Origin of the sequence: Halorubrum shenae (assembly GCF_051194165.1) — an archaeon.
In the GTDB taxonomy this organism is placed as follows: domain Archaea; phylum Halobacteriota; class Halobacteria; order Halobacteriales; family Haloferacaceae; genus Halorubrum.
Map to the genome: position 1 here is coordinate 80415 of NZ_JBLZNI010000002.1, position 17447 is coordinate 97861.

20 protein-coding genes, 1 tRNA gene and 1 pseudogene are annotated in these 17447 nt (G+C 66.6%); 11 read left to right on the forward strand and 11 right to left on the reverse strand.

The features are described from left to right. The first annotated feature begins 402 nt into the window (after positions 1 to 402). Together ACNS88_RS03160 and ACNS88_RS03165 are read left to right on the forward strand one after the other, a co-directional pair. A pseudogene (locus ACNS88_RS03160) lies at positions 403 to 1286 on the forward strand (IS1595 family transposase). Between the two features lie 257 nt (positions 1287 to 1543). Continuing rightward, on the forward strand, positions 1544 to 1831 hold the full coding sequence (locus tag ACNS88_RS03165) for a hypothetical protein (protein ID WP_435093831.1): 288 nt from the start codon (positions 1544 to 1546) through the stop codon (positions 1829 to 1831). 88 nt (positions 1832 to 1919) lie between these two features. On the opposite strand, the gene ACNS88_RS03170 is transcribed toward ACNS88_RS03165, so the two are convergent. After that, positions 1920 to 1994 (reverse strand) — tRNA-Met (locus ACNS88_RS03170). Positions 1995 to 2100: 106 nt separating this feature from the next. Next, positions 2101 to 2349 (reverse strand): hypothetical protein, encoded by a 249-nt coding sequence (locus ACNS88_RS03175; protein WP_435093833.1) that lies wholly within the window; start codon positions 2347 to 2349, stop codon positions 2101 to 2103. Positions 2350 to 2463: 114 nt separating this feature from the next. On the opposite strand from ACNS88_RS03175, the gene ACNS88_RS03180 reads away from it, so the two are divergent. Next, complete coding sequence (locus tag ACNS88_RS03180) at positions 2464 to 4080, forward strand: long-chain-fatty-acid--CoA ligase (protein ID WP_435093835.1); 1617 nt, start codon at positions 2464 to 2466, stop codon at positions 4078 to 4080. A 44-nt stretch (positions 4081 to 4124) separates the two neighbouring features. Here the strand turns inward: ACNS88_RS03180 and ftsY are convergent, their stop codons facing one another. The 9 genes from ftsY to ACNS88_RS03225 all read right to left on the reverse strand — a co-directional run bounded on the left by ftsY (position 4125) and on the right by ACNS88_RS03225 (position 10252). Next, the gene (ftsY, locus tag ACNS88_RS03185; RefSeq protein ID WP_435093837.1) at positions 4125 to 5261 is read right to left on the reverse strand and encodes a signal recognition particle-docking protein FtsY; all 1137 of its coding nucleotides are present in this window, start codon (positions 5259 to 5261) and stop codon (positions 4125 to 4127) included. 9 nt (positions 5262 to 5270) lie between these two features. Beyond that, positions 5271 to 5726, reverse strand: a complete 456-nt coding sequence (pfdA, locus tag ACNS88_RS03190; RefSeq protein ID WP_435094438.1) for a prefoldin subunit alpha — start codon at positions 5724 to 5726, stop codon at positions 5271 to 5273. Further along, positions 5726 to 5902, reverse strand: a complete 177-nt coding sequence (rpl18a, locus tag ACNS88_RS03195; protein WP_123621413.1) for a 50S ribosomal protein L18Ae — start codon at positions 5900 to 5902, stop codon at positions 5726 to 5728. Before rpl18a ends, pfdA begins: the two co-directional genes overlap by 1 nt. Before the next feature lie 152 nt (positions 5903 to 6054). Continuing rightward, positions 6055 to 6870 (reverse strand): ABC transporter permease subunit, encoded by an 816-nt coding sequence (locus tag ACNS88_RS03200; protein ID WP_435093839.1) that lies wholly within the window; start codon positions 6868 to 6870, stop codon positions 6055 to 6057. Beyond that, positions 6867 to 7829 (reverse strand): ABC transporter ATP-binding protein, encoded by a 963-nt coding sequence (locus tag ACNS88_RS03205; RefSeq protein WP_435093841.1) that lies wholly within the window; start codon positions 7827 to 7829, stop codon positions 6867 to 6869. The genes ACNS88_RS03200 and ACNS88_RS03205 overlap by 4 nt, the downstream gene beginning before the upstream one ends. Before the next feature lie 109 nt (positions 7830 to 7938). Further along, the gene (locus tag ACNS88_RS03210) at positions 7939 to 8604 is read right to left on the reverse strand and encodes a translation initiation factor IF-6 (protein WP_435093843.1); all 666 of its coding nucleotides are present in this window, start codon (positions 8602 to 8604) and stop codon (positions 7939 to 7941) included. A gap of 1 nt (position 8605) precedes the next feature. After that, positions 8606 to 8884, reverse strand: a complete 279-nt coding sequence (locus tag ACNS88_RS03215) for a 50S ribosomal protein L31e (protein ID WP_435093845.1) — start codon at positions 8882 to 8884, stop codon at positions 8606 to 8608. Then, positions 8885 to 9037 carry a 50S ribosomal protein L39e gene (locus ACNS88_RS03220; protein ID WP_094523818.1) on the reverse strand — a complete coding sequence of 51 codons (153 nt, stop codon included), beginning with the start codon at positions 9035 to 9037 and terminating at the stop codon, positions 8885 to 8887. A 96-nt stretch (positions 9038 to 9133) separates the two neighbouring features. Further along, positions 9134 to 10252 (reverse strand): M20 family metallopeptidase, encoded by a 1119-nt coding sequence (locus tag ACNS88_RS03225; RefSeq protein ID WP_435093847.1) that lies wholly within the window; start codon positions 10250 to 10252, stop codon positions 9134 to 9136. A 429-nt stretch (positions 10253 to 10681) separates the two neighbouring features. Here ACNS88_RS03225 and msrA point away from each other — a divergent pair, with 429 nt between their 5' ends. The 8 genes from msrA to coaBC all read left to right on the forward strand — a co-directional run bounded on the left by msrA (position 10682) and on the right by coaBC (position 17328). Beyond that, positions 10682 to 11218 carry a peptide-methionine (S)-S-oxide reductase MsrA gene (gene msrA / locus ACNS88_RS03230; RefSeq protein ID WP_435093849.1) on the forward strand — a complete coding sequence of 179 codons (537 nt, stop codon included), beginning with the start codon at positions 10682 to 10684 and terminating at the stop codon, positions 11216 to 11218. A gap of 353 nt (positions 11219 to 11571) precedes the next feature. Next, positions 11572 to 11976, forward strand: a complete 405-nt coding sequence (ribH, locus tag ACNS88_RS03235) for a 6,7-dimethyl-8-ribityllumazine synthase (protein ID WP_435093851.1) — start codon at positions 11572 to 11574, stop codon at positions 11974 to 11976. Between the two features lie 29 nt (positions 11977 to 12005). Next, complete coding sequence (locus tag ACNS88_RS03240) at positions 12006 to 13160, forward strand: pyridoxal phosphate-dependent aminotransferase (RefSeq protein WP_435093853.1); 1155 nt, start codon at positions 12006 to 12008, stop codon at positions 13158 to 13160. Positions 13161 to 13258: 98 nt separating this feature from the next. Further along, positions 13259 to 13777, forward strand: coding sequence for a universal stress protein (locus tag ACNS88_RS03245; protein ID WP_435093855.1), 519 nt, complete (start codon positions 13259 to 13261; stop codon positions 13775 to 13777). A gap of 162 nt (positions 13778 to 13939) precedes the next feature. Next, positions 13940 to 14275 (forward strand): Asp-tRNA(Asn)/Glu-tRNA(Gln) amidotransferase subunit GatC, encoded by a 336-nt coding sequence (gene gatC / locus ACNS88_RS03250; RefSeq protein WP_435093857.1) that lies wholly within the window; start codon positions 13940 to 13942, stop codon positions 14273 to 14275. Then, positions 14275 to 15579 carry an Asp-tRNA(Asn)/Glu-tRNA(Gln) amidotransferase subunit GatA gene (gene gatA, locus ACNS88_RS03255; RefSeq protein ID WP_435093859.1) on the forward strand — a complete coding sequence of 435 codons (1305 nt, stop codon included), beginning with the start codon at positions 14275 to 14277 and terminating at the stop codon, positions 15577 to 15579. The genes gatC and gatA overlap by 1 nt, the downstream gene beginning before the upstream one ends. Further along, positions 15576 to 16082, forward strand: a complete 507-nt coding sequence (locus tag ACNS88_RS03260) for a DUF5797 family protein (RefSeq protein ID WP_435093861.1) — start codon at positions 15576 to 15578, stop codon at positions 16080 to 16082. Before gatA ends, ACNS88_RS03260 begins: the two co-directional genes overlap by 4 nt. A 76-nt stretch (positions 16083 to 16158) precedes the next feature. Next, entirely contained in the window at positions 16159 to 17328 is a 1170-nt protein-coding gene (gene coaBC / locus ACNS88_RS03265; RefSeq protein ID WP_435093863.1) for a bifunctional phosphopantothenoylcysteine decarboxylase/phosphopantothenate--cysteine ligase CoaBC, read from the forward strand. Positions 17329 to 17447 lie beyond the last annotated feature (119 nt).

The window sequence follows — 17447 nt, forward strand, 5'->3', positions numbered from 1 at the left end:
TGCAGTTCCTTGTCTGGCAAGCACCCCAATGACCGTCATAACCATGGGAAACCGCAGTGCGACGAATCGGCCGCTGAGCGGGCCGTCGTAATTAAAAGAGAATACGGTCGACAGCGACAGTCGAACCGATGGGATCCAACCCTACACTCCGGCCCTCAGTGTATGTCTAATTATCGAACACACGATCCGTGGTCGCGCTCGCCTCGGTCGGTCGTCCACAATAACTTCGTTGGCCAGCGCGCCAGTGAGCGCGCACACGTTGGCGCCGTCGACGTACTCGGTATCCGCTCGAACGTCTTACGATTTCTTATACGCTCTTCTGTAGGAGATTGTTGATACTGCTGAGCTGTCACTGTCGAGTCGAAGAGGACAAGGGCACCGCGGCAGCGGTGCCCGACACGAATGATTCCGCTAATGTGTTTGGGTCGGAATCGGTCGCAGCGGACCTGCTCCAACAGGTTCGCTGGCGTGACGGTGTGACTTGTCCCCGCTGCCGTTCTGACCTGACGGTCAGAAACGGCAGCTGTGGGCAGTTTCAGCGGTATCTCTGTAAGGATTGCGGCCGCACGTTCAACGATAAAACCGGCACGATCTTTGCTCATTCGAAGATCGCGCTCCGCAAGTGGCTGTTTTCGATCTACGCGTTTCTCCGGTTTAACACGAGTCTCAGGCAGTTACAGTGCGAAATCGATGTCACCTACAAAACGATCCACAGGCGCGTCGAGCGCTTCAGTAAAGCGCTCGACGCGCCGTCACTCAATCTCGTCGGACCAGTCGAAATTGATGAGTTCTACGTCTCTGCCGGCTTGAAAGGCCGCGAGCGCGACCGCTGATCGCGCTCTCGCGGCCTCTCTAGACGTGGGCGCGGGACGTATGAACAGGACAAACCACCCATTTTCGTCCTCGTAGATCGTGGCACCGAGCAACGGTACCTCGTACCAGCGAAATCCGCAGACGAGTCGACGATTCGGCTCCTGCTGGCTGACCGTCAGCAGGAGCCTCTCACCGTCTATACCGACGGATTTTGTGCGTACGATCCACTTGAGAAAGACGAGAGATTCGACCGTGAATACGTCGTTCACGGAGATGGTGAATACGCGGATGACGCAATCCACGTGAACACATGCGAGAGCCACGCGTCGCTGGCGCGACGGTGGCTCTCGCCGCATCGAGGCATCTCAAAAGATCGCCTCACACAGTATTTCCGCGCGTTCTAGCTCAGGCGAAAACTCTACCGCAAACCCGGACGAGAAGCGTTTAAACACGCCATCAAAGCCACACTCTGAAATCAACAATGTGCTACACAAGAGCGTTTCTTATATTGAGCCTTGTTTAGACGCGGTGTGGATCAGGCGAAACGGCGCTATCCGAAAACGAAATCGAACAGAGAGGCTCTCATAGACTGGTCCTGTTCAGTCAACATAGACGCTAACCCACGTAATCGGGAGCGTCTAAACAAGGCCCTTATATTGTATTTCCAGTAATCCAACGGTAGATAGATCTCCGCGGATCGGCAACAACGCTCATCGCTCACGGCATGCTAGTGGCGACGTTACTGCTCATTTCTACGGGTGCTGCGATCGTCGATCAGCCAACCGACCCCATCACCGACGACATCGCGCTCCAGCCCGGCGACAACCCCTACGCCTACCTCAACGAAAACGGCGAACTCGAGATCGACATCACCGAGGACAACCTCCGGATCGACGCCGAGGGGGTCAACGTGGACGCCTTCACTACCCAAGAGGCACTCTTCTGCGTCACCTACGACGGGAACGCATCCGTCGAGGCGTGGATCGAACACGAGGGCACGTGCGACGGTGAGTTCTGACCGCACGAGGGCTATCGGGTAGTGATGCTCGACGCACCGCTCTGTGATACTCGAAAGCGTCGAGAGAGGTACGTCGACAAGTGAACAGTAGCGGGAGGTAGATTTGAACTACCGATCTCCGGGTTATGAGCCCGGCGGAATCTCCTGGCTATCCCATCCCGCTATCGTACCAAAATCGCGTGCGACTGTTAAGGGTTCTGATCCCGTCGCCGGTGTGCGATTCGTCCACGAACCGTTTATATATCGATCGGGGTGATTGCGACCGACCGTCAGGCGGTCTCGTCGTCGGAGATATCATCGTCCGGACCATCGCTTGCCCCCGCGTACCGCTGCCGGATCCGGAGCGCGGCGAGTGCGCCGATCGCGAACCCGACCGGTAACACGGCGTCCGCGGGATCGCCGGAGAGCGCGCGGCCGGCGGTCAGTCCCGCCATCAGGGCGAAAAGCAGCGCCATCAGCCCGGCGATCGGGACCACGTAGCCGTCGGTGAACGGCGCTCGGTCGGATCCGTCGCTCATAGGGACACTCTCTGGGGAAGGATTAAAAATCCGGGCGGGGACGGTCAGGCCGATCACGGCGTCCGCCTTGCGTCGGCCGCAAACGCTTTGATGCATCATAGATAGTGATAAACGATGCAAAAACCGCTACTGACGACGGACTTCTTGGACCGGGCACGGCGCCACTACGCCGACGAGGAGGCCGTCCTCGCCACGGACGGGACACGGTACACCTACGCCGAGCTGGGCGAGCGTGCCGATCGATTCTCCGCCGCGCTTCAGGAGCGCGGGATCGAGAAGGGCGACCGCGTCGCGGTGTTGGACCCGAACACTCACTACCACCTCGAGGCCGCCTACGGCACCATGCAGGTCGGCGCGATCCACACGCCGCTGAACTACCGGCTCACGCCGAACGACTTCGCGTACATGCTCTCCGACGCCGGCGTCGACGCCGTCTACGCCGACGCCGAGTACGCCGCGAACATCGAAGCGGTTCGCGACGAGGTTCCGACCGAGACGTTCCTCACGAACGACACCGACGCGGTCGACGGCGAGTGGGAGTCGTTCGACACGGCGCTCGACGACGCGGATCCCGACGCCTACGAGCGCCCGGAGATGGACGAGGACGACGTGATCACGATCAACTACACGTCGGGGACGACGGGCGACCCGAAGGGGGTCTGCCGCACCCACCGCGCCGAGACGCTCCACGCCTACCTGATCACGATTCATCAAGAGATCACCGACGACGACGTGTACCTCTGGACGCTGCCGATGTTCCACGTCAACGGCTGGGGGCACATCTACGCGATCACGGGGATGGGCGCCCGGCACATCTGTACCCGCGGCGTCGACGTCGCCGAGGTGTTCGATCGGATCCGCACCGAGAACGTGTCGTACTTCTGTGCGGCGCCGACCGTGCTCAACATGCTCGGCGACCACTACGCCGAACACGGCGGCGCGACGACCGGTGACAACGACGTGCGGGCCGCCACCGCGGGCGCGGCGCCGCCGGAGGCGACGATTCGCACCGTCGAGGAGGAGTTCGGCTGGGATCTTAAACACGTGTACGGCGCGACCGAGACGGGACCGCTCGTGACGACCTCGGACGCGAAGCGCCACTACGAGTCCGGCTCCGACGACCGGTTCGGGGTCAAGAAGATGCAGGGGATCGGCTTCCTCGGCACCGAGGTGCGCGTCGTCGACGAGAACGGCGAGGACGTGGCGGCCGACGGCGAGACGATCGGCGAGATCGTCGTCCGAGGCAATCAGGTGATGGACCGGTACTGGAACAAGCCCGAGGCCACCGAAGAAGCATTCTCGGACCGATTGGAGGGGTACTACCACATGGGCGATCTGGCCGTCGTCAACGAGGACGGCTTCGTCTCGATCCAAGACCGGAAAAAGGACATCATCATCTCCGGCGGAGAGAACATCTCGTCGATCGAGTTAGAGGACACCCTCTTCGAACACGAGGTCGTCTCCGACGTCGCCGTCATCCCAGCGCCGGATGAACGGTGGGGAGAGACGCCGAAGGCGTTCGTGGTCCCAGAGAGCGGCGACCCGGACGACGCGGGTGCGACACCGGAGGAGCTCAAGGCGTTCGTCCGAGAGCGCGTCGCCGACTACAAGACGCCTGGCGAGGTGGAGTTCGTGGCCGAGCTCCCGACGACGGCGACCGGGAAGATCCAAAAGTACGAGCTGCGCGAGCGCGAGTGGGACGAGGAAGACCGGATGGTCGGAGAAGGATAGTTACGAACAGTCAGTGACCGGCCGCCGACGGGGCGGTCCCGGCATCACTCCCCGCCGAGCAAACTGTCGACGAGCGCCTCGGGATCGAACAGGGTCAAGTCGTCGTACCCCTGCCCGGTACCGAGGAACAGAATCGGCTTCCCGGTGACGTACGCGACGGAAATAGCGGCCCCGCCGGAAGAGTCGGCGTCGGCCTTCGTGAGGACGGCGCCGTCGATCTCGGCGGCGGCGTTGAACTCCTTCGCGCGGTTCACCGCGTCTTGACCCGCGACCGCCTCGTCGACGAATAACGTCATGTCCGGCTCGACGACGCGGTCGATCTTCTCCAGTTGGGCCATCAGGTCGTCGCTCGTGTGGAGCCGACCCGCGGTGTCGCCGAGGACGACGTCGACATCGTTCGCCGCGGCGTACTCGACGCCGTCGTAGATCACGGCGGCCGGGTCGCCGCCCTGATCGTGGGAGATGAGCTCTCGCCCGAGTCGGTCGGCGTGCTCTTGGATCTGCTCGTTCGCTCCCGCCCGGTACGTGTCGCCGTTCGCCAGCACCGACGAGTAGCCGCGGTCGGCGAGCCACTCGGAGAGCTTCGCGATGCTCGTCGTCTTCCCGACGCCGTTGACGCCGGTAAAGACGATGGTGACAGGCTTGTCGGCCGCCGCGATCCGCTCTTCGAAGTCGAACTGGCCGACGGCGATCACGTCGAGGAGGGCGTCGTGAAGCGCCGACTCGACGAGTTCACCCGTCGTCTCGACCTGCTTGCGAGATTCGCCGAGCATCTTCTCGCGGACGGTCTCGAGGATGCGCTCCGCAACGCTCATCTCCACGTCGCTTTCGAGGAGCGCCATCTCGAGGTCCCACAGCGGCTGCTCTAAGTCTTCCTCCTCGATGATGATCCGACCGGTCGCGAACGCCTTCGCGCGCTGGAAGGTGCTCGGCTCGGTGTCGTCGGCGTCGGCGTCGGTGGAGTCATCCGCGGCGTCGACGGCGTCGCCGTCCGCGTCATCGGCGTCGACCGTTTCGACGGCATCGGCGTCGCTCTCCGCAGTCTGGTCGGGCGTCTGCGACTCGGCGGCAGCGGTCTCGGCCGCCTCTGAGTCGTCCTGCTCTGCGGGTTCCTCGACTTCGGCGTTCTCCTCAACGTCCTCCCGAAACCCGGAGAGCTTGTCTTTCAGTCCGTCGAACACGGTCGGTCGTTACTCCTCGTCGCCCTGGCTCTGCTGCATCTGCTGCATCTGCTGTTGCTGCATCTGCTGTTGCATCTGCTGGGCCTGCTGTTCGAGCTCCTGGCTTTCGTCTTCGAGCTCGTCGACCTCTTCTTCCGTCTCCTCGATGCGGTCGTCGAGCGCGTCGCGCTTGCGACCGAGCACGTCGATGGCGTCGCCCTCGTTCTGCTCTGCGGAGTAGTTGCCGCCGAGCGAGACGATGATCTCGTCGATGTCCTGAACCTCGGCGCGCACGTAGGCGCCGCCGCCGAGCGGGACCTGCACCGTCGAGCCCGTATCGATGGTCTCGATCGCTTCGATCGCGTCGTCGATGCCGGACTGCTCATCGCGGTAGTCGGCGATCTCTGCTTCGAGGGCCTCGATCTCCTCGTCGAGCGCCTGCAGTTCCTGGGAGAGCTGCTGGAGCTGCTGTTGTCCGCCGCCCATCATGCCGCGGACACCTCCTCGATCTCGATCTGGGCGCGCTTCCGGCTGTGCTGGCTCCCGACCGTGGTGTAGATGCGCTCGCGGGCGAGGTCTTCGTTCTCCGCCTCGACGTCCTTGGTGAACGGCTGGAAGCCGTCTCGACTCTGGAACCGTCCACTCACCGTGTAGGTACTCATGTTCAACGATCCGGCAGGGACAGGGAAGTATCTTCCTAAAAAGGGAGAGGCGATCGCTCTCGACCAAAGACAGCGAAACGCCGAAGAGAGGACCATTCGCCCCGGAAATCGTCACCACCGAGTGCCGGGATCCGTCTCTCCTGGATGTGCGGTCACCCGGCGAGATCGGCCCGCCGGAACTGGAGGACCGCGACGAGCATGAGCGTCGCGGTCGCCGCGAGCAGGACGACCGCCCCGCCGACGTCGTACTCGGCGTTCACGAGGACTGCGGAGGGATCGTAGTGCGCGGTCGGACTGATCGCTCCGAGCCGGTCGTACTCGCTGCTGGCGGCGAGCGACTCGAACATAAACAGCGCGAACAGGCCGCCGAGTGCGACCCGCTGGGCGATCCCCGCCCGCGAGACGAGCGTCGAGACGGCGATCCCGAGCGCGACGCAACAGAGGTGGTACGGCACCGCGAGCGCGTGGACGGCGACGAGCCGCTCGGCCGCGATCGTCTCGCCGACCGCGACCACCCCGACATACGCGACGATCGGTACGGCGACGTTCAACAGGAGTACGAGCGGCACGAGCCCGAGGAACCGCCCGAACACCACGTCGCGGCGGGCCACGGGCGCGGACAGCGTGAGGTCCATCCGACCGGAGGCCACGTCGCCGGCGATCGTGCCCCCACTGAGGTACGCGAGGTAGAGGCCGACCATGAGCAGCCACGCGAACTGGTAGAACTCCACCGCGAGGAAGCCCTCGATCGTGGAGAGGGAGACGACCCCGAACGCCTCCTGAAACGCCGGGGGAAGCGACTCGGCGTAGGCGTCGAGGTCGATATCGGCGCTCGACATCGACGGGAAGAAGGCTAAAAACAGCAGGAGAAAGCCCGACAGCAGCCCGGTCAGGACGAGCGATCCGCGAGCTCTCCCCCCGGCCTCGTAGCGGGCGATCGCCAGCCAGGGCGCGGGTCGACTGCTCATCGGTCGCCTCCATCGGTCTCATTGCCGCTTGCGGGTGCCGACGCCTGGGCGTCACGGGGTGTCTCTCGACGGCCGGGCCCCGGCACGTCGCCGTCGTAGAACGTCATGAACGCCTCTTCGAGCGGGGCGTCGACGACCTCCAAGTCGTGGACCGTGAACCCGTCGAGCAGGTCGATCAGCGCGTCGTACTCACCGGTCCACGTGAACGAGACGGTGTCGCCGACGCGGAGGTTCATCGCGCCGCGTATCTCGAAGTCCCCGCGGACGACGTCTTCGGCCACGCGGACGCGGACCTGCTTGCCGCCCCGCGACCGGAGGTCCTCGACGGTCTCGACCGCGGCGAGACGGCCTTCCCGGAGCACGCCGATACGGTCACAGAGCGCGGCCACCTCGCCGAGGACGTGCGAGGAGAGGAGCACGCTCGCGCCGTCGGCGACGCGCTCGCGCACCAGCGCGGCGAACTCCTCCTGAAGGAGCGGGTCGAGCCCGGAGGTCGGCTCGTCGAGTAAGAGGAGATCCGGGTCGTGCATGAACGCGGCGACGAGCGCGACCTTCTGGCGGTTCCCCCGCGAGAGGTCGCCGATCCGGCGCGACTCGTCCAGCCCGAACCGAGAGACGAGCGCCTCGCGGCTGCCGGAGCCTCGGAGCGCGGCCTGATGGTCGAGGAACGCGGCTGCTGTCCGATCGGCGTCCAGACCGGGATCACCCGGGAGGTAGCCGATCCGCTCGCGGGCGGCCCGGGATTCGCCCGGGTCGGTCACGTCGTGACCGAGCATGGCGGCTCCGCCGCTCGTCGGCGACAGGAAGCCGAGGAGGGTGCGGATCGCGGTCGTCTTCCCGGCGCCGTTCGGCCCGAGGAAGCCGAACACCTCGCCGTCTTCGACGGTAAACGACACGTCCTCGATCCCGCGGACGTCGCCGTAGTACTTCGTCAGGGACCGACACTCGATTGCGGACATACCGTCCGCAACTCGGCGTCGAGTCTTAAAAGGGGGGAAGAATCCGCAGACGGAGACCGAGCCGATCGGTCGTCGGACGGAGCGCGTTTCGACCGGGCGCGCTTCGGCCTCAGTCGATGAAGCCGAGCGTCTCCTCGATGCGTCCGAGTTCCGGACCGGTGGTGTCCTCGCCGACGACGTACCCCTCGTCGGTGGCGACGAGCCCGGAGCCGACGAGCGGCGCGCCGTAGTTGATCGTCCCGAGGTCGGCGCGCACGTCGAGCGCCTCCTCGACGGCCTGCAGTTCGGACTCGGTCGATTTGGGGTGACAGAGCAGGCCCGTGTTGTTGGCGACCGCGGCGGTGCCGACCGTTCGCACGTCGCCGAGGTCGCCGCGGACCACGGGGACGTCGAGGGTCTCTTTGATCGTCACTATCGACTCGCGCGGGAGGTCCGGGTGGACGTAGGCGCCGTAGTCGTTTGCGAGGACGACGTTCCCGGCCGCGTTGATCTCGCCGGGGAGCTCGCCTACCTCGCGGTCGGCGGCCTCGGCGATCCGCGACTGCTCGCGCTCGGTGGCCCGCGAAGAGACGAGGACCCCGTTCTCGTTGCCCGTCGCGAGGGAGCCGACGGTGTTGGCGCCGCCGACCGTCGTGAGGAGGGGATCGGCGCCCAGCTCCTCGCCGAGCGCGTCGGCGAGCTCCTCGTCGACGTCCGGCCGAACCAGCAGGAGGTCATCGATCGCGCGGGCGAACACGCCCACGTACGACGAGCCGGTGAAAGTCGCCCGTAACACGTTACTCGGCGTACTCGGCTTCGACGACGGGCTCGTCGTCTTCGACGAACCGGGCCGCGCGGACGCGGACCTTGCTCGGCGGGTTCTGGCGCCCGTTCGCCCAGACGGCCTCGTTGACCGAGGTGTCGAGGACGACGTCCGCCTCGTCGACGGAGAAGTGCTGCGCGAGGTGTCCGCGGACGATCTTCATCGCGAAGTCGGCGCGTTCCTGGACCGGCTTGTCGTTTGCGTCGCGGAGCGGGACGGTGACGACACGCTCCTCGAAATCACTCGTCGACATTTATTCGTCCAGGTCGTTCCGACGCCAATTGCGTCGCTTGGGGTTTCGCGTGACGTTCATGTCGGTCTTCATCATGACCCACGCGGGGACGCGGGTGTTCTGGCGCTCCGCCTTCGCCAGACGCTTCTTTTGAGCCTTCGATTTGTTTCCCATAGTGCCGCATACTTTCCACGGGGCGCATAAAACCCCTTCCATACCGCGTCGCTCCGAGGGATCGACTCCCCCATGGTGGACGGTGCCTCGACGGGGTCAGAACCGCCGTTCGGCGAGGTCCCTGTAGATCCGGTAACATCGCTCCAGTACGTCGATCCCGACGCTCTCGGTCTCGGTGTGTGCCTCGCCGGGCTCGGAGGCCCCGCAGACGACGGGCTCGGTGCCGGCCTCGGCGAGCCAGCCGGCGTCGGTCGCGTGCGGCTTGACGACGTGTTCGGGCGCGTCGAGCCCCAGTTCGCCGTGGACCTCGCGGGCCGCCGCGAGCGCGGCGTCGGCGAAGGCGTCGTCGCCGCAGGCCATCGGCGGGAGGTCCTGATCGACCTCCCACGCGACGCCGTCGACCGCCTCGGCGGCGCGACCGATGTCGGCGCGGTCGCCGGGAACCGTGCGCTCGTCGATAGTCACCTCGCAGCGCTCCGGTATCACGTTCCACGTCTCGCCGCCGTGAACCATCGTGACCGCGAGCGACCCCGTGACGGGCTCGCCGAAGACGGTCGCCTCCGGGGCGTCCAGCTCGCGGACCTCGTCGATCGCGTCGCTCGCGCGGTAGACCGCGTTCTCCCCGGCCTCGGGTTCGGAGGCGTGCGCTGCGGTCCCACTCGCAACGAGCGTCGAGGCGCGCCGGCCCTTGTGCGCGACGGCCACGTCGGTGACGCCGGGCTTCGAGTAGTCCGTCGATCCCTCGGCGACGACCGCGCGGTCGGGGGCGAACCCCGCGTCGATCGCGTGGCGCGCGCCGGTCCCGCCGACCTCCTCGCCGACGAACGAGGCGACCACCAGCTCGCGGCCCGCCGGCGGCTCGGCGTCGCGGAACGCGAGCATGCAGGCCGCCACCGCGCCCTTCATGTCTGCCGCGCCGCGGCCGTGGATCCGCCCGTCGCGGCGCTCGACGACGTACTCGCCCGCGTTCCCCTCGCCGGTCGTCTGTCGGTCTGCCGGCGGGACCACGTCGTGGTGGCCGACGAGCGCGAGGGTATCGGCGTCGTAGTCGTTCGTCTGGCCCTTATAAGCCATCACGTTGCCGACCTCGTCGCGCTCGACCTGCGCGTCGGTCTCCGCGCGGAGCCACTCCTCGATGGCGTTGCCGGCGGCGGTCTCGTCCTCGTGCGAGGGGATCGCGACCAGCCTCTCGGTCAGGTCCGCGAGTTCGTCCATGGGGCTGGGTGGGGACTTGGTGGCTTAAAAACTGAGTCTGATTGGACTATTTATAAACGGCCGATGCGGTGGCGCGCCCCGGTGAGCGGCCCAAAGGGCCGCGAGCCGACGGTGCGAGGGACGCGGCGACCGAAGGGAGCCGCGAGGTTGGGGAGGTGTGAGGCTGCGGAGGTGTGAGGCTGCGGTTGCGGGGTGGGACTCAAAGGGGCAGCCGGCGAGGCGGGCGCAGGCGACGTAAGCACTGGAAGGAGCGAGCAGCGCGAGCGACTGAAGCGCGCAACGAGCGTGCGCCCGCCTCGTCGGCTGGGGCTTTGGAGGTGTTCACCGTCGATCCGTCGTCATCGACTTATAAATAGGGACTCGCTGAATCAACTGTCACCCACACCTATGCGCGCGTGATTAATACGTCTCCGAGCCCTTAGAACGAGTATGCCCAATCAGCTCGAAACCGCGACGGTCGGCGGCGGGTGCTTCTGGTGTACCGAGGCGGCGCTCGAACAGCTCGCCGGCGTTGAGTCGGTCACGTCCGGCTACGCCGGGGGCCACGACGACGACCCCAGCTACCGAGAAGTCTGCTCCGGCAACACCGGCCACGCCGAGGTCGTTCAAGTGGAGTTCGATCCGGACGTGATCGCCTACGACAAACTACTGGAAGCCTTCTTCGAGGTCCACGATCCGACGCAGCTCAACCGACAGGGGCCGGACGTGGGGAGCCAGTACCGCTCGATCGTCTTGACCCACGACGACGAGCAGGCGGAGGTCGCCAAGGCGTACGTCGACGCGCTCGACGAGGAGTACGACGACGACGTGGTGACCGAGATCGAGCCGCTGGAGACGTTCTACCGCGCCGAGGAGCACCACCAGGACTACTTCGCGAAGAACCCGAACGACGCCTACTGCACCTTCCACGCGAAGCCGAAGATGGAGAAGGTCCGCGAGAAGTTCGAAGCGAACGTCGCGAAGTAGGGAGTGTACGGTTCTGTGAGGTCTCCGGGCGCTCGATCTTGGTTATAAATGGTTGCTGCCGGATCGACGGTGAACGCCTCCAAAGCCCCACCCGACCGCGCCGCAACCGCGGCCTCACACCTCCCCAGCCTCGTCGATCGCCCTCCGCGTTGCTCCGGGCGACCGACTCCCTCGCGCGGATTCCTCGCGCCCGATGGGCGCTCGGAGGCACGCGCCACCGCCTAGCTGTGATCGCGATCACGTCGGTTGTTTATAAGCACTCACCACCCGATCCCCACCGCTCTCGATCATGTTCGCCCGGCAACCCTACGGTCGAACGGTAGACCTTTGCCGTCCCCGGTTCGACCGTCTGTATGGTCTCGCTGGGACTGGTGGTGGCGCGGTTCAACGGCTCCGTCACGGAGCCGATGACCGAGGCCGCCCGCGAGGCGGCCGCCGACCGCGACGCCGTCATCGTCGACGAAGTGAGCGTACCGGGGGCGTACGACAGCCCGCTGGCCGCCGACCGGCTCGCGCGCCGAGACGACGTCGACGCCGTCGCGGTCGTCGGCGCCATCGTCACCGGCGACACCGACCACGACCACGTGATCGCGAACGCGACCGCGGACAAGCTCACCCAAGTGAGCCTCGACCGCGACACCCCGGTCACGTTCGGCGTGAGCGGACCAGGAATGTCCGGCGCGGAAGCGCGCGAGCGCATCGACAAGGGCGCGGACGCGGCGGAAGCCGCGGTCGACCTCGCGGAAGAACTCGACTGACGAAACCGAGACGACCACACCACACCACAATGAGCGACGCATACGACTTTTCAGAGCGGATCGGACGCGTAGAGCCCAGCGCCACGCTGGCGATATCGAACCTCGCAGCCGAGAAGGAGGCCGAGGGCGCCGACATCGTCGACCTCTCGGTCGGCGAACCGGACTTCGACACCCCGGAGAACGTCGTCGAAGCGGGGAAGGACGCCCTCGACGCCGGCCACACCGGGTACACCTCTTCGAACGGAATCCCGGAGCTCAAAGAGGCGATCGCGGCGAAGCTTCGCGGCACCGGGATCGACGCCGAGGCGGATGAGGTGATCGTCACCCCCGGCGGCAAGCAGGCGCTGTACGAGACGTTCCAGACGCTGCTCGACGACGGCGACGAGGTCGTCCTGCTCGACCCCGCGTGGGTCTCCTACGAGGCGATGGCGAAGCTTGCCGGCGCCGACCTCTCGCGGGTCGATCTGGCCCCGCACGGGTTCCAGTTGGAGCCCGCCCTGGACGCCCTCGCGGAGACAGTCTCTGACGACACCGAGCTGCTCGTCGTCAACTCGCCGTCCAACCCCACGGGAGCGGTCTTCTCGGAGGCCGCCTTAGAGGGCGTCCGCGACCTCGCGGTCGAACACGACATCGCCGTGATCTCCGACGAGATCTACGAGCGCATCACCTACGACGCGGAACACGTCTCGCTCGCGAGCCTCGACGGGATGGCCGACCGGACGATCACGATCAACGGCTTCTCGAAGGCGTTCTCGATGACGGGCTGGCGGCTCGGCTACCTCCACGCCAAAGACGACTTCGTCGGACAGGCCGGCAAGCTCCACTCGCACTCCGTCTCCTGCGCGACGAATTTCGTCCAGCGAGCGGGCGTCGAGGCCCTCGAAAACGCCGACGAGTCCGTCACGGAGATGCGCGACGCGTTCCGCGACCGCCGCGACCTCCTCGTCGACCTGTTCGACGAGCACGGCGTCGACGTCGACGTGGGCGACGGCGCCTTCTACATGATGATCCCCGTCGACGAGGACGATCAGGCGTGGTGCGAGGCCGCCATCGAAGATGCCTCCGTCGCCTGCGTCCCCGGCAGCGCGTTCAACGCGCCGGGATACGCCCGTATCTCGTACGCCGCGAGCGAGGAGCGCCTCCGCGAGGCGGTCGACCGGCTCGTCTCGAACGACCTACTGTGAACGCGGCCGACCGTCCGGCGGTCGATCGGACCGGCTGATACCGGCAATCTGCGCTGGGTTTTTAACGCCAGCACTCAAAGTTTCAACTCGGTGGTACGATGTACGACAACATTCTGTATCCGACGGACGGGAGTGACGGATCGAAGGCGGCGGCGGCACACGTGAGGGAACTCGCGTCGGCGTTCGACGCGACCGTTCACGTGTTGTCCGTCATCGACACGCGCCACGTCGCGATCGGCATGAGCGGTGGATTCCCAGCTGACGACGGCTTCGCCCTGAGCAGCGACCCGTCGAGCGGCGCCGAGGGCGGCACGGTCGGGGAGCCCGCCGACGGCGACGAGCGACAGTCGGCGCTGCGGGATCGGGGCGAAGCGGTCGTCGAGGAGGCGAGCGGGGCTCTCGGAGACGTCGAAGCAGTGACGGTCGTCGAATCGGGCAACCCGCATGTGGAAATACTCGAATACGCCGACGAGAACGACATCGACCTCGTGGTGATGGGGACACACGGACGAACCGGCGTCGATCGGTACCTGCTCGGGAGCGTTACGGAGAAAGTGGTGCGGACGGCCGATCCACCGGTGGTGACAGTCCGAGCCGACGAGTCGGCGAGAGAGTGAGCATGGGCCCGCCAGCGTAGCCCGTTTTCGCGCTGGTTCCAAACCGCGAACCTCTCCGGGTTCATGACGGAGACGCGAGCGGTCGTGACCGATGCGGCCGCGGCGCTCGCCGGGGATGCGACGTTCCGAAACCCTTACTCCCGGAGCGAAACACTGCAGCGTATGAGCGATACGTCCGAGTCGACGGATGACGCGGGGGAGGCGCCCGATGAGGGCGACGACGCCGCGACCGCCGTCGACGCCGAGGAGGTCCGACACGTCGCGGATCTGGCCCGCGTGCGGCTCGACGACGACGAGGTCGAGGCGTTCGCCGACCAGTTCGGCGACATCCTCGACTACTTCGAGGCGCTCGACGAGGTCCCCGAGACGGACCGAGAAGAAGCGCTCGTCAACGTGATGCGCCCCGACGAGGTCGAGGAAGGGCTCTCACAGGATGAGGCGCTGTCGAACGCCGAAGAGACCGAAGACGGCTTTTTCGTGGGGCCGAAGGTGTCGTGATGGCGGCCGACTACAACCTCTTCATCACGGAGGAGACGATCGAGGGCGACGCGGACGCCGAGGGCCCGCTGGCGGACGCGACCGTCGCGGTCAAAGACAACATCTCCACCGACGGGATCCGGACGACCTGCGGCTCCGAGATGCTCGCCGACTACGTCCCGCCGTACTCCGCGACGGTCGTCGACCGGCTCACGGAGGCGGGCGCGACGGTGGTCGGCAAGACGAACATGGACGAGTTCGGGATGGGAACGACCACCGAGACCTCCGCGTTCGGCCCGACGAAGAACCCGGCCGACCCGGAGCGCGTCCCCGGCGGCTCCTCGGGCGGCTCGGCGGCGGCGGTCGCCGCGGGCAAGGCCGACGTGGCGCTCGGCTCGGACACGGGCGGCTCGGTGCGGTGTCCGGCCGCGTTCTGCGGCGTCGTCGGGATCAAGCCGACCTACGGGCTCGTCTCGCGGTACGGGCTCGTCGCGTACGCGAACTCCTTAGAGCAGATCGGGCCGATCGCCGGCACCGTCGAGGAGGCGGCCGCCGCGCTCGACGTCATGGCGGGGCCGGACCCGCACGACGGGACGACCCGCGACTTGAGCGAGGTCGACGGCGCCGACCCCGACGCGAGCTACGCCGCGGCCGCCGACGGCGACGTCGACGGGCTGACGGTCGGAGTCCCCACCGAGCTGTTCGACGGCGCCGACGAGCGCGTGGTCGAGACGGTCGAGGCCGCAATCGCGGACCTCGAGGCGCAGGGCGCGGAGACGACCGAAATCTCCCTGCCCTCGGTCGAACACGCGGTACAGGCGTACTACGTCATCGCGATGGCCGAAGCCTCTTCGAACCTCGCCCGCTTCGACGGCGTCCGGTACGGGAACCGCGCCGAGTCGGACGGCAACTGGAACGAGTCGTTCGCGGAGACGCGCGACGAGGGGTTCGGCGCGGAGGTCAAACGCCGGATCCTGCTGGGCACGTACGCGCTCTCGGCGGGCTACCACGACAAGTACTACAAGAAGGCGCAGGACGCCCGAGCGTGGGTCCGACAGGACTTCGAGGACGCGTTCGCGGACGTGGACGTGATCGCGTCGCCGACCATGCCGGTGCTTCCCTTCGAGCTCGGCGAGAGCCTCGACGACCCGCTTCGGATGTACCTCGCCGACGCGAACACGACGCCGGTGAACCTCGCGAATCTCCCCGCGATATCGGTGCCCGCGGGCGAGGCCGACGGCCTCCCGGTCGGGCTCCAGCTCGTCGGGCCGAAGTTCGACGAGGAGACGGTGATTCGCGCGGCGAGCGCGGTCGAGGACAGATGAGTCTGACCGACGAGGAGCGGAGCCGACTCGCCGACATCGTCCGCCTCCAGCCGACGAAGAACGGCGAGCTGCAAGACGCGTGGAAGCTCGAAAGCGGCAGCGAGGTTCACCAGTACCTCGAGAACCACCTCAAGGAGTACTACTACCGCGACGACGACAGCCTGATCCGGTCGACCGCCGAGGCGAACGACCTCGTCGACGTCGAGCCCGGGATCGAGGCCGACGCGGTCGCGAAGGGCGCCGCGCCGGAGACGATCCGCGTCCCCGAACTGGAGGCGCGGGTGTTCGAGGTCGTGGCGGGTCCCGACGAGCGGTCGCAGTCGGTCGTGGCCGTACTCAACGCCGTCCGCGAGGCGTTCGACCTCGACCCCGACGTCGACGAGGTGCGGCGCGCGCTCCGGAGCCTCGAACGCAAGAACGTCGTGGAGGTCGTCTACCGGACCGTGCCGACGTTCAAGCTCGCCGTCGACCGCGACGAGATCACTGTCGAAATCGCGGAGTGATCGACGCGGCTCTGCAGTCCCGAAGCCGTTCCGCAACGACACCTTATAAGCCGCCACGGCCGGAACCCTCATGATAATGCTACAGGGGGTCAACGTCGCGCTCGGCGTCTCGGGGAGCATCGCGGCGGTGAAGGTCGTCGAACTCGCTCACGAGCTACGCCGCCACGGCGCGAGCGTGCGCGCCGTCATGTCCCCCGCGGCGACGAACATCGTCCACCCGTGGGCGGTCGACTTCGCAACCGACGAGCCCGTCGTCACCGAGATCACCGGCGACGTGGAACACGTCGAACTGTGCGGCCGGGACGAGTGGGCCGACGTCCTCCTCCTCGCCCCCGCGACCGCGAACACGGCGGGGAAGATCGCTGCCGCGGTCGACGACACCCCGGTCACCACCTGCGCGACGACCGCGCTCGGCGCGGGCATGCCGGTCGTGATGGCGCCGGCGATGCACGAGCCGATGTACGACCATCCGGGCGTGTTGGAGGCGCTTGACACGCTGGAGGCGTGGGGTGTGCGGTTCGCGGACCCTCGGATCGAGGAGGGAAAGGCGAAGATCGCCGCCGAGGACGATATCGTGACCCAGGTCGCCCGTGCGGCCACGCCGCAGTCGCTCTCGGGGACTCACGTCGTCGTCACCGCGGGAGCGACGAAGGAACGGATCGACCCGATCCGGATCTTGACGAACCGGGCGTCGGGGAAGACGGGTCGAGCGGTCGCCCGAGCGCTGTACGTCCGGGGCGCGACCGTGACGCTGGTACAGGACGGTCCCGAGGTCCCGTACGCCGACGTGGTCGCGGTCGAGACCGCGTCGGAGATGATGAAGGCGTGTCGTCAGACCGCGGCCACCGCGGACGCGCTGATCTCCGCGGCGGCCATCTCCGATTTCACCGCCGACGCAGTCGACGAGAAGATCCGATCCGGATCGCCGCTGTCGGTCGATCTAGAGCCGACACCGAAGCTGATCGACTCGGTGCGGGAGGCGTATCCGGACCTCCCGATCGTCGGGTTCAAAGCCGAGACCTCCGGCGACGACGCGGCGATGATTGCGGAGGCGGAGCGGATCCGCGACCGGGTCGGCCTCGCGTTCGTCGTCGCCAACGACGCGAGCGTGATGGGCGACGACGAGACCCGCGTCCTCATCGTCGGCGACGAGGGGAGCGACCCGGTGGAGGCTGTCGGCTCGAAAGACGTCGTCGCCGGGCGGATCGCAGACCGGCTCGCCGTGGAGATCGGACGATCGGCGTGAGGGCCGGCCCGATTCGCGGCGACAGCCGCTCCATCACTCGATCACACCGAAATCGTCGCGGATACAAACTGTTTTGAGGGGGTAGAGAAAGGATCGAGACAGAGATTCCCATGTGTATA

What these genes read in the sequence shown, in the direction of transcription:
- ACNS88_RS03175 (WP_435093833.1), bottom strand. Translation starts at nt 2,349, where the DNA reads ATGAGCGACGGATCCGACCGAGCGCCGTTCACCGACGGCTACGTGGTC.
- ACNS88_RS03180 (WP_435093835.1), top strand. Translation starts at nt 2,464, where the DNA reads ATGCAAAAACCGCTACTGACGACGGACTTCTTGGACCGGGCACGGCGC.
- pfdA (WP_435094438.1), bottom strand. Translation starts at nt 5,726, where the DNA reads ATGGGCGGCGGACAACAGCAGCTCCAGCAGCTCTCCCAGGAACTGCAG.
- rpl18a (WP_123621413.1), bottom strand. Translation starts at nt 5,902, where the DNA reads ATGAGTACCTACACGGTGAGTGGACGGTTCCAGAGTCGAGACGGCTTC.
- ACNS88_RS03200 (WP_435093839.1), bottom strand. Translation starts at nt 6,870, where the DNA reads ATGAGCAGTCGACCCGCGCCCTGGCTGGCGATCGCCCGCTACGAGGCC.
- ACNS88_RS03205 (WP_435093841.1), bottom strand. Translation starts at nt 7,829, where the DNA reads ATGTCCGCAATCGAGTGTCGGTCCCTGACGAAGTACTACGGCGACGTC.
- ACNS88_RS03215 (WP_435093845.1), bottom strand. Translation starts at nt 8,884, where the DNA reads ATGTCGACGAGTGATTTCGAGGAGCGTGTCGTCACCGTCCCGCTCCGC.
- ACNS88_RS03220 (WP_094523818.1), bottom strand. Translation starts at nt 9,037, where the DNA reads ATGGGAAACAAATCGAAGGCTCAAAAGAAGCGTCTGGCGAAGGCGGAG.
- ACNS88_RS03225 (WP_435093847.1), bottom strand. Translation starts at nt 10,252, where the DNA reads ATGGACGAACTCGCGGACCTGACCGAGAGGCTGGTCGCGATCCCCTCG.
- msrA (WP_435093849.1), top strand. Translation starts at nt 10,682, where the DNA reads ATGCCCAATCAGCTCGAAACCGCGACGGTCGGCGGCGGGTGCTTCTGG.
- ribH (WP_435093851.1), top strand. Translation starts at nt 11,572, where the DNA reads ATGGTCTCGCTGGGACTGGTGGTGGCGCGGTTCAACGGCTCCGTCACG.
- ACNS88_RS03240 (WP_435093853.1), top strand. Translation starts at nt 12,006, where the DNA reads ATGAGCGACGCATACGACTTTTCAGAGCGGATCGGACGCGTAGAGCCC.
- ACNS88_RS03245 (WP_435093855.1), top strand. Translation starts at nt 13,259, where the DNA reads ATGTACGACAACATTCTGTATCCGACGGACGGGAGTGACGGATCGAAG.
- gatC (WP_435093857.1), top strand. Translation starts at nt 13,940, where the DNA reads ATGAGCGATACGTCCGAGTCGACGGATGACGCGGGGGAGGCGCCCGAT.
- gatA (WP_435093859.1), top strand. Translation starts at nt 14,275, where the DNA reads ATGGCGGCCGACTACAACCTCTTCATCACGGAGGAGACGATCGAGGGC.
- ACNS88_RS03260 (WP_435093861.1), top strand. Translation starts at nt 15,576, where the DNA reads ATGAGTCTGACCGACGAGGAGCGGAGCCGACTCGCCGACATCGTCCGC.
- coaBC (WP_435093863.1), top strand. Translation starts at nt 16,159, where the DNA reads ATGCTACAGGGGGTCAACGTCGCGCTCGGCGTCTCGGGGAGCATCGCG.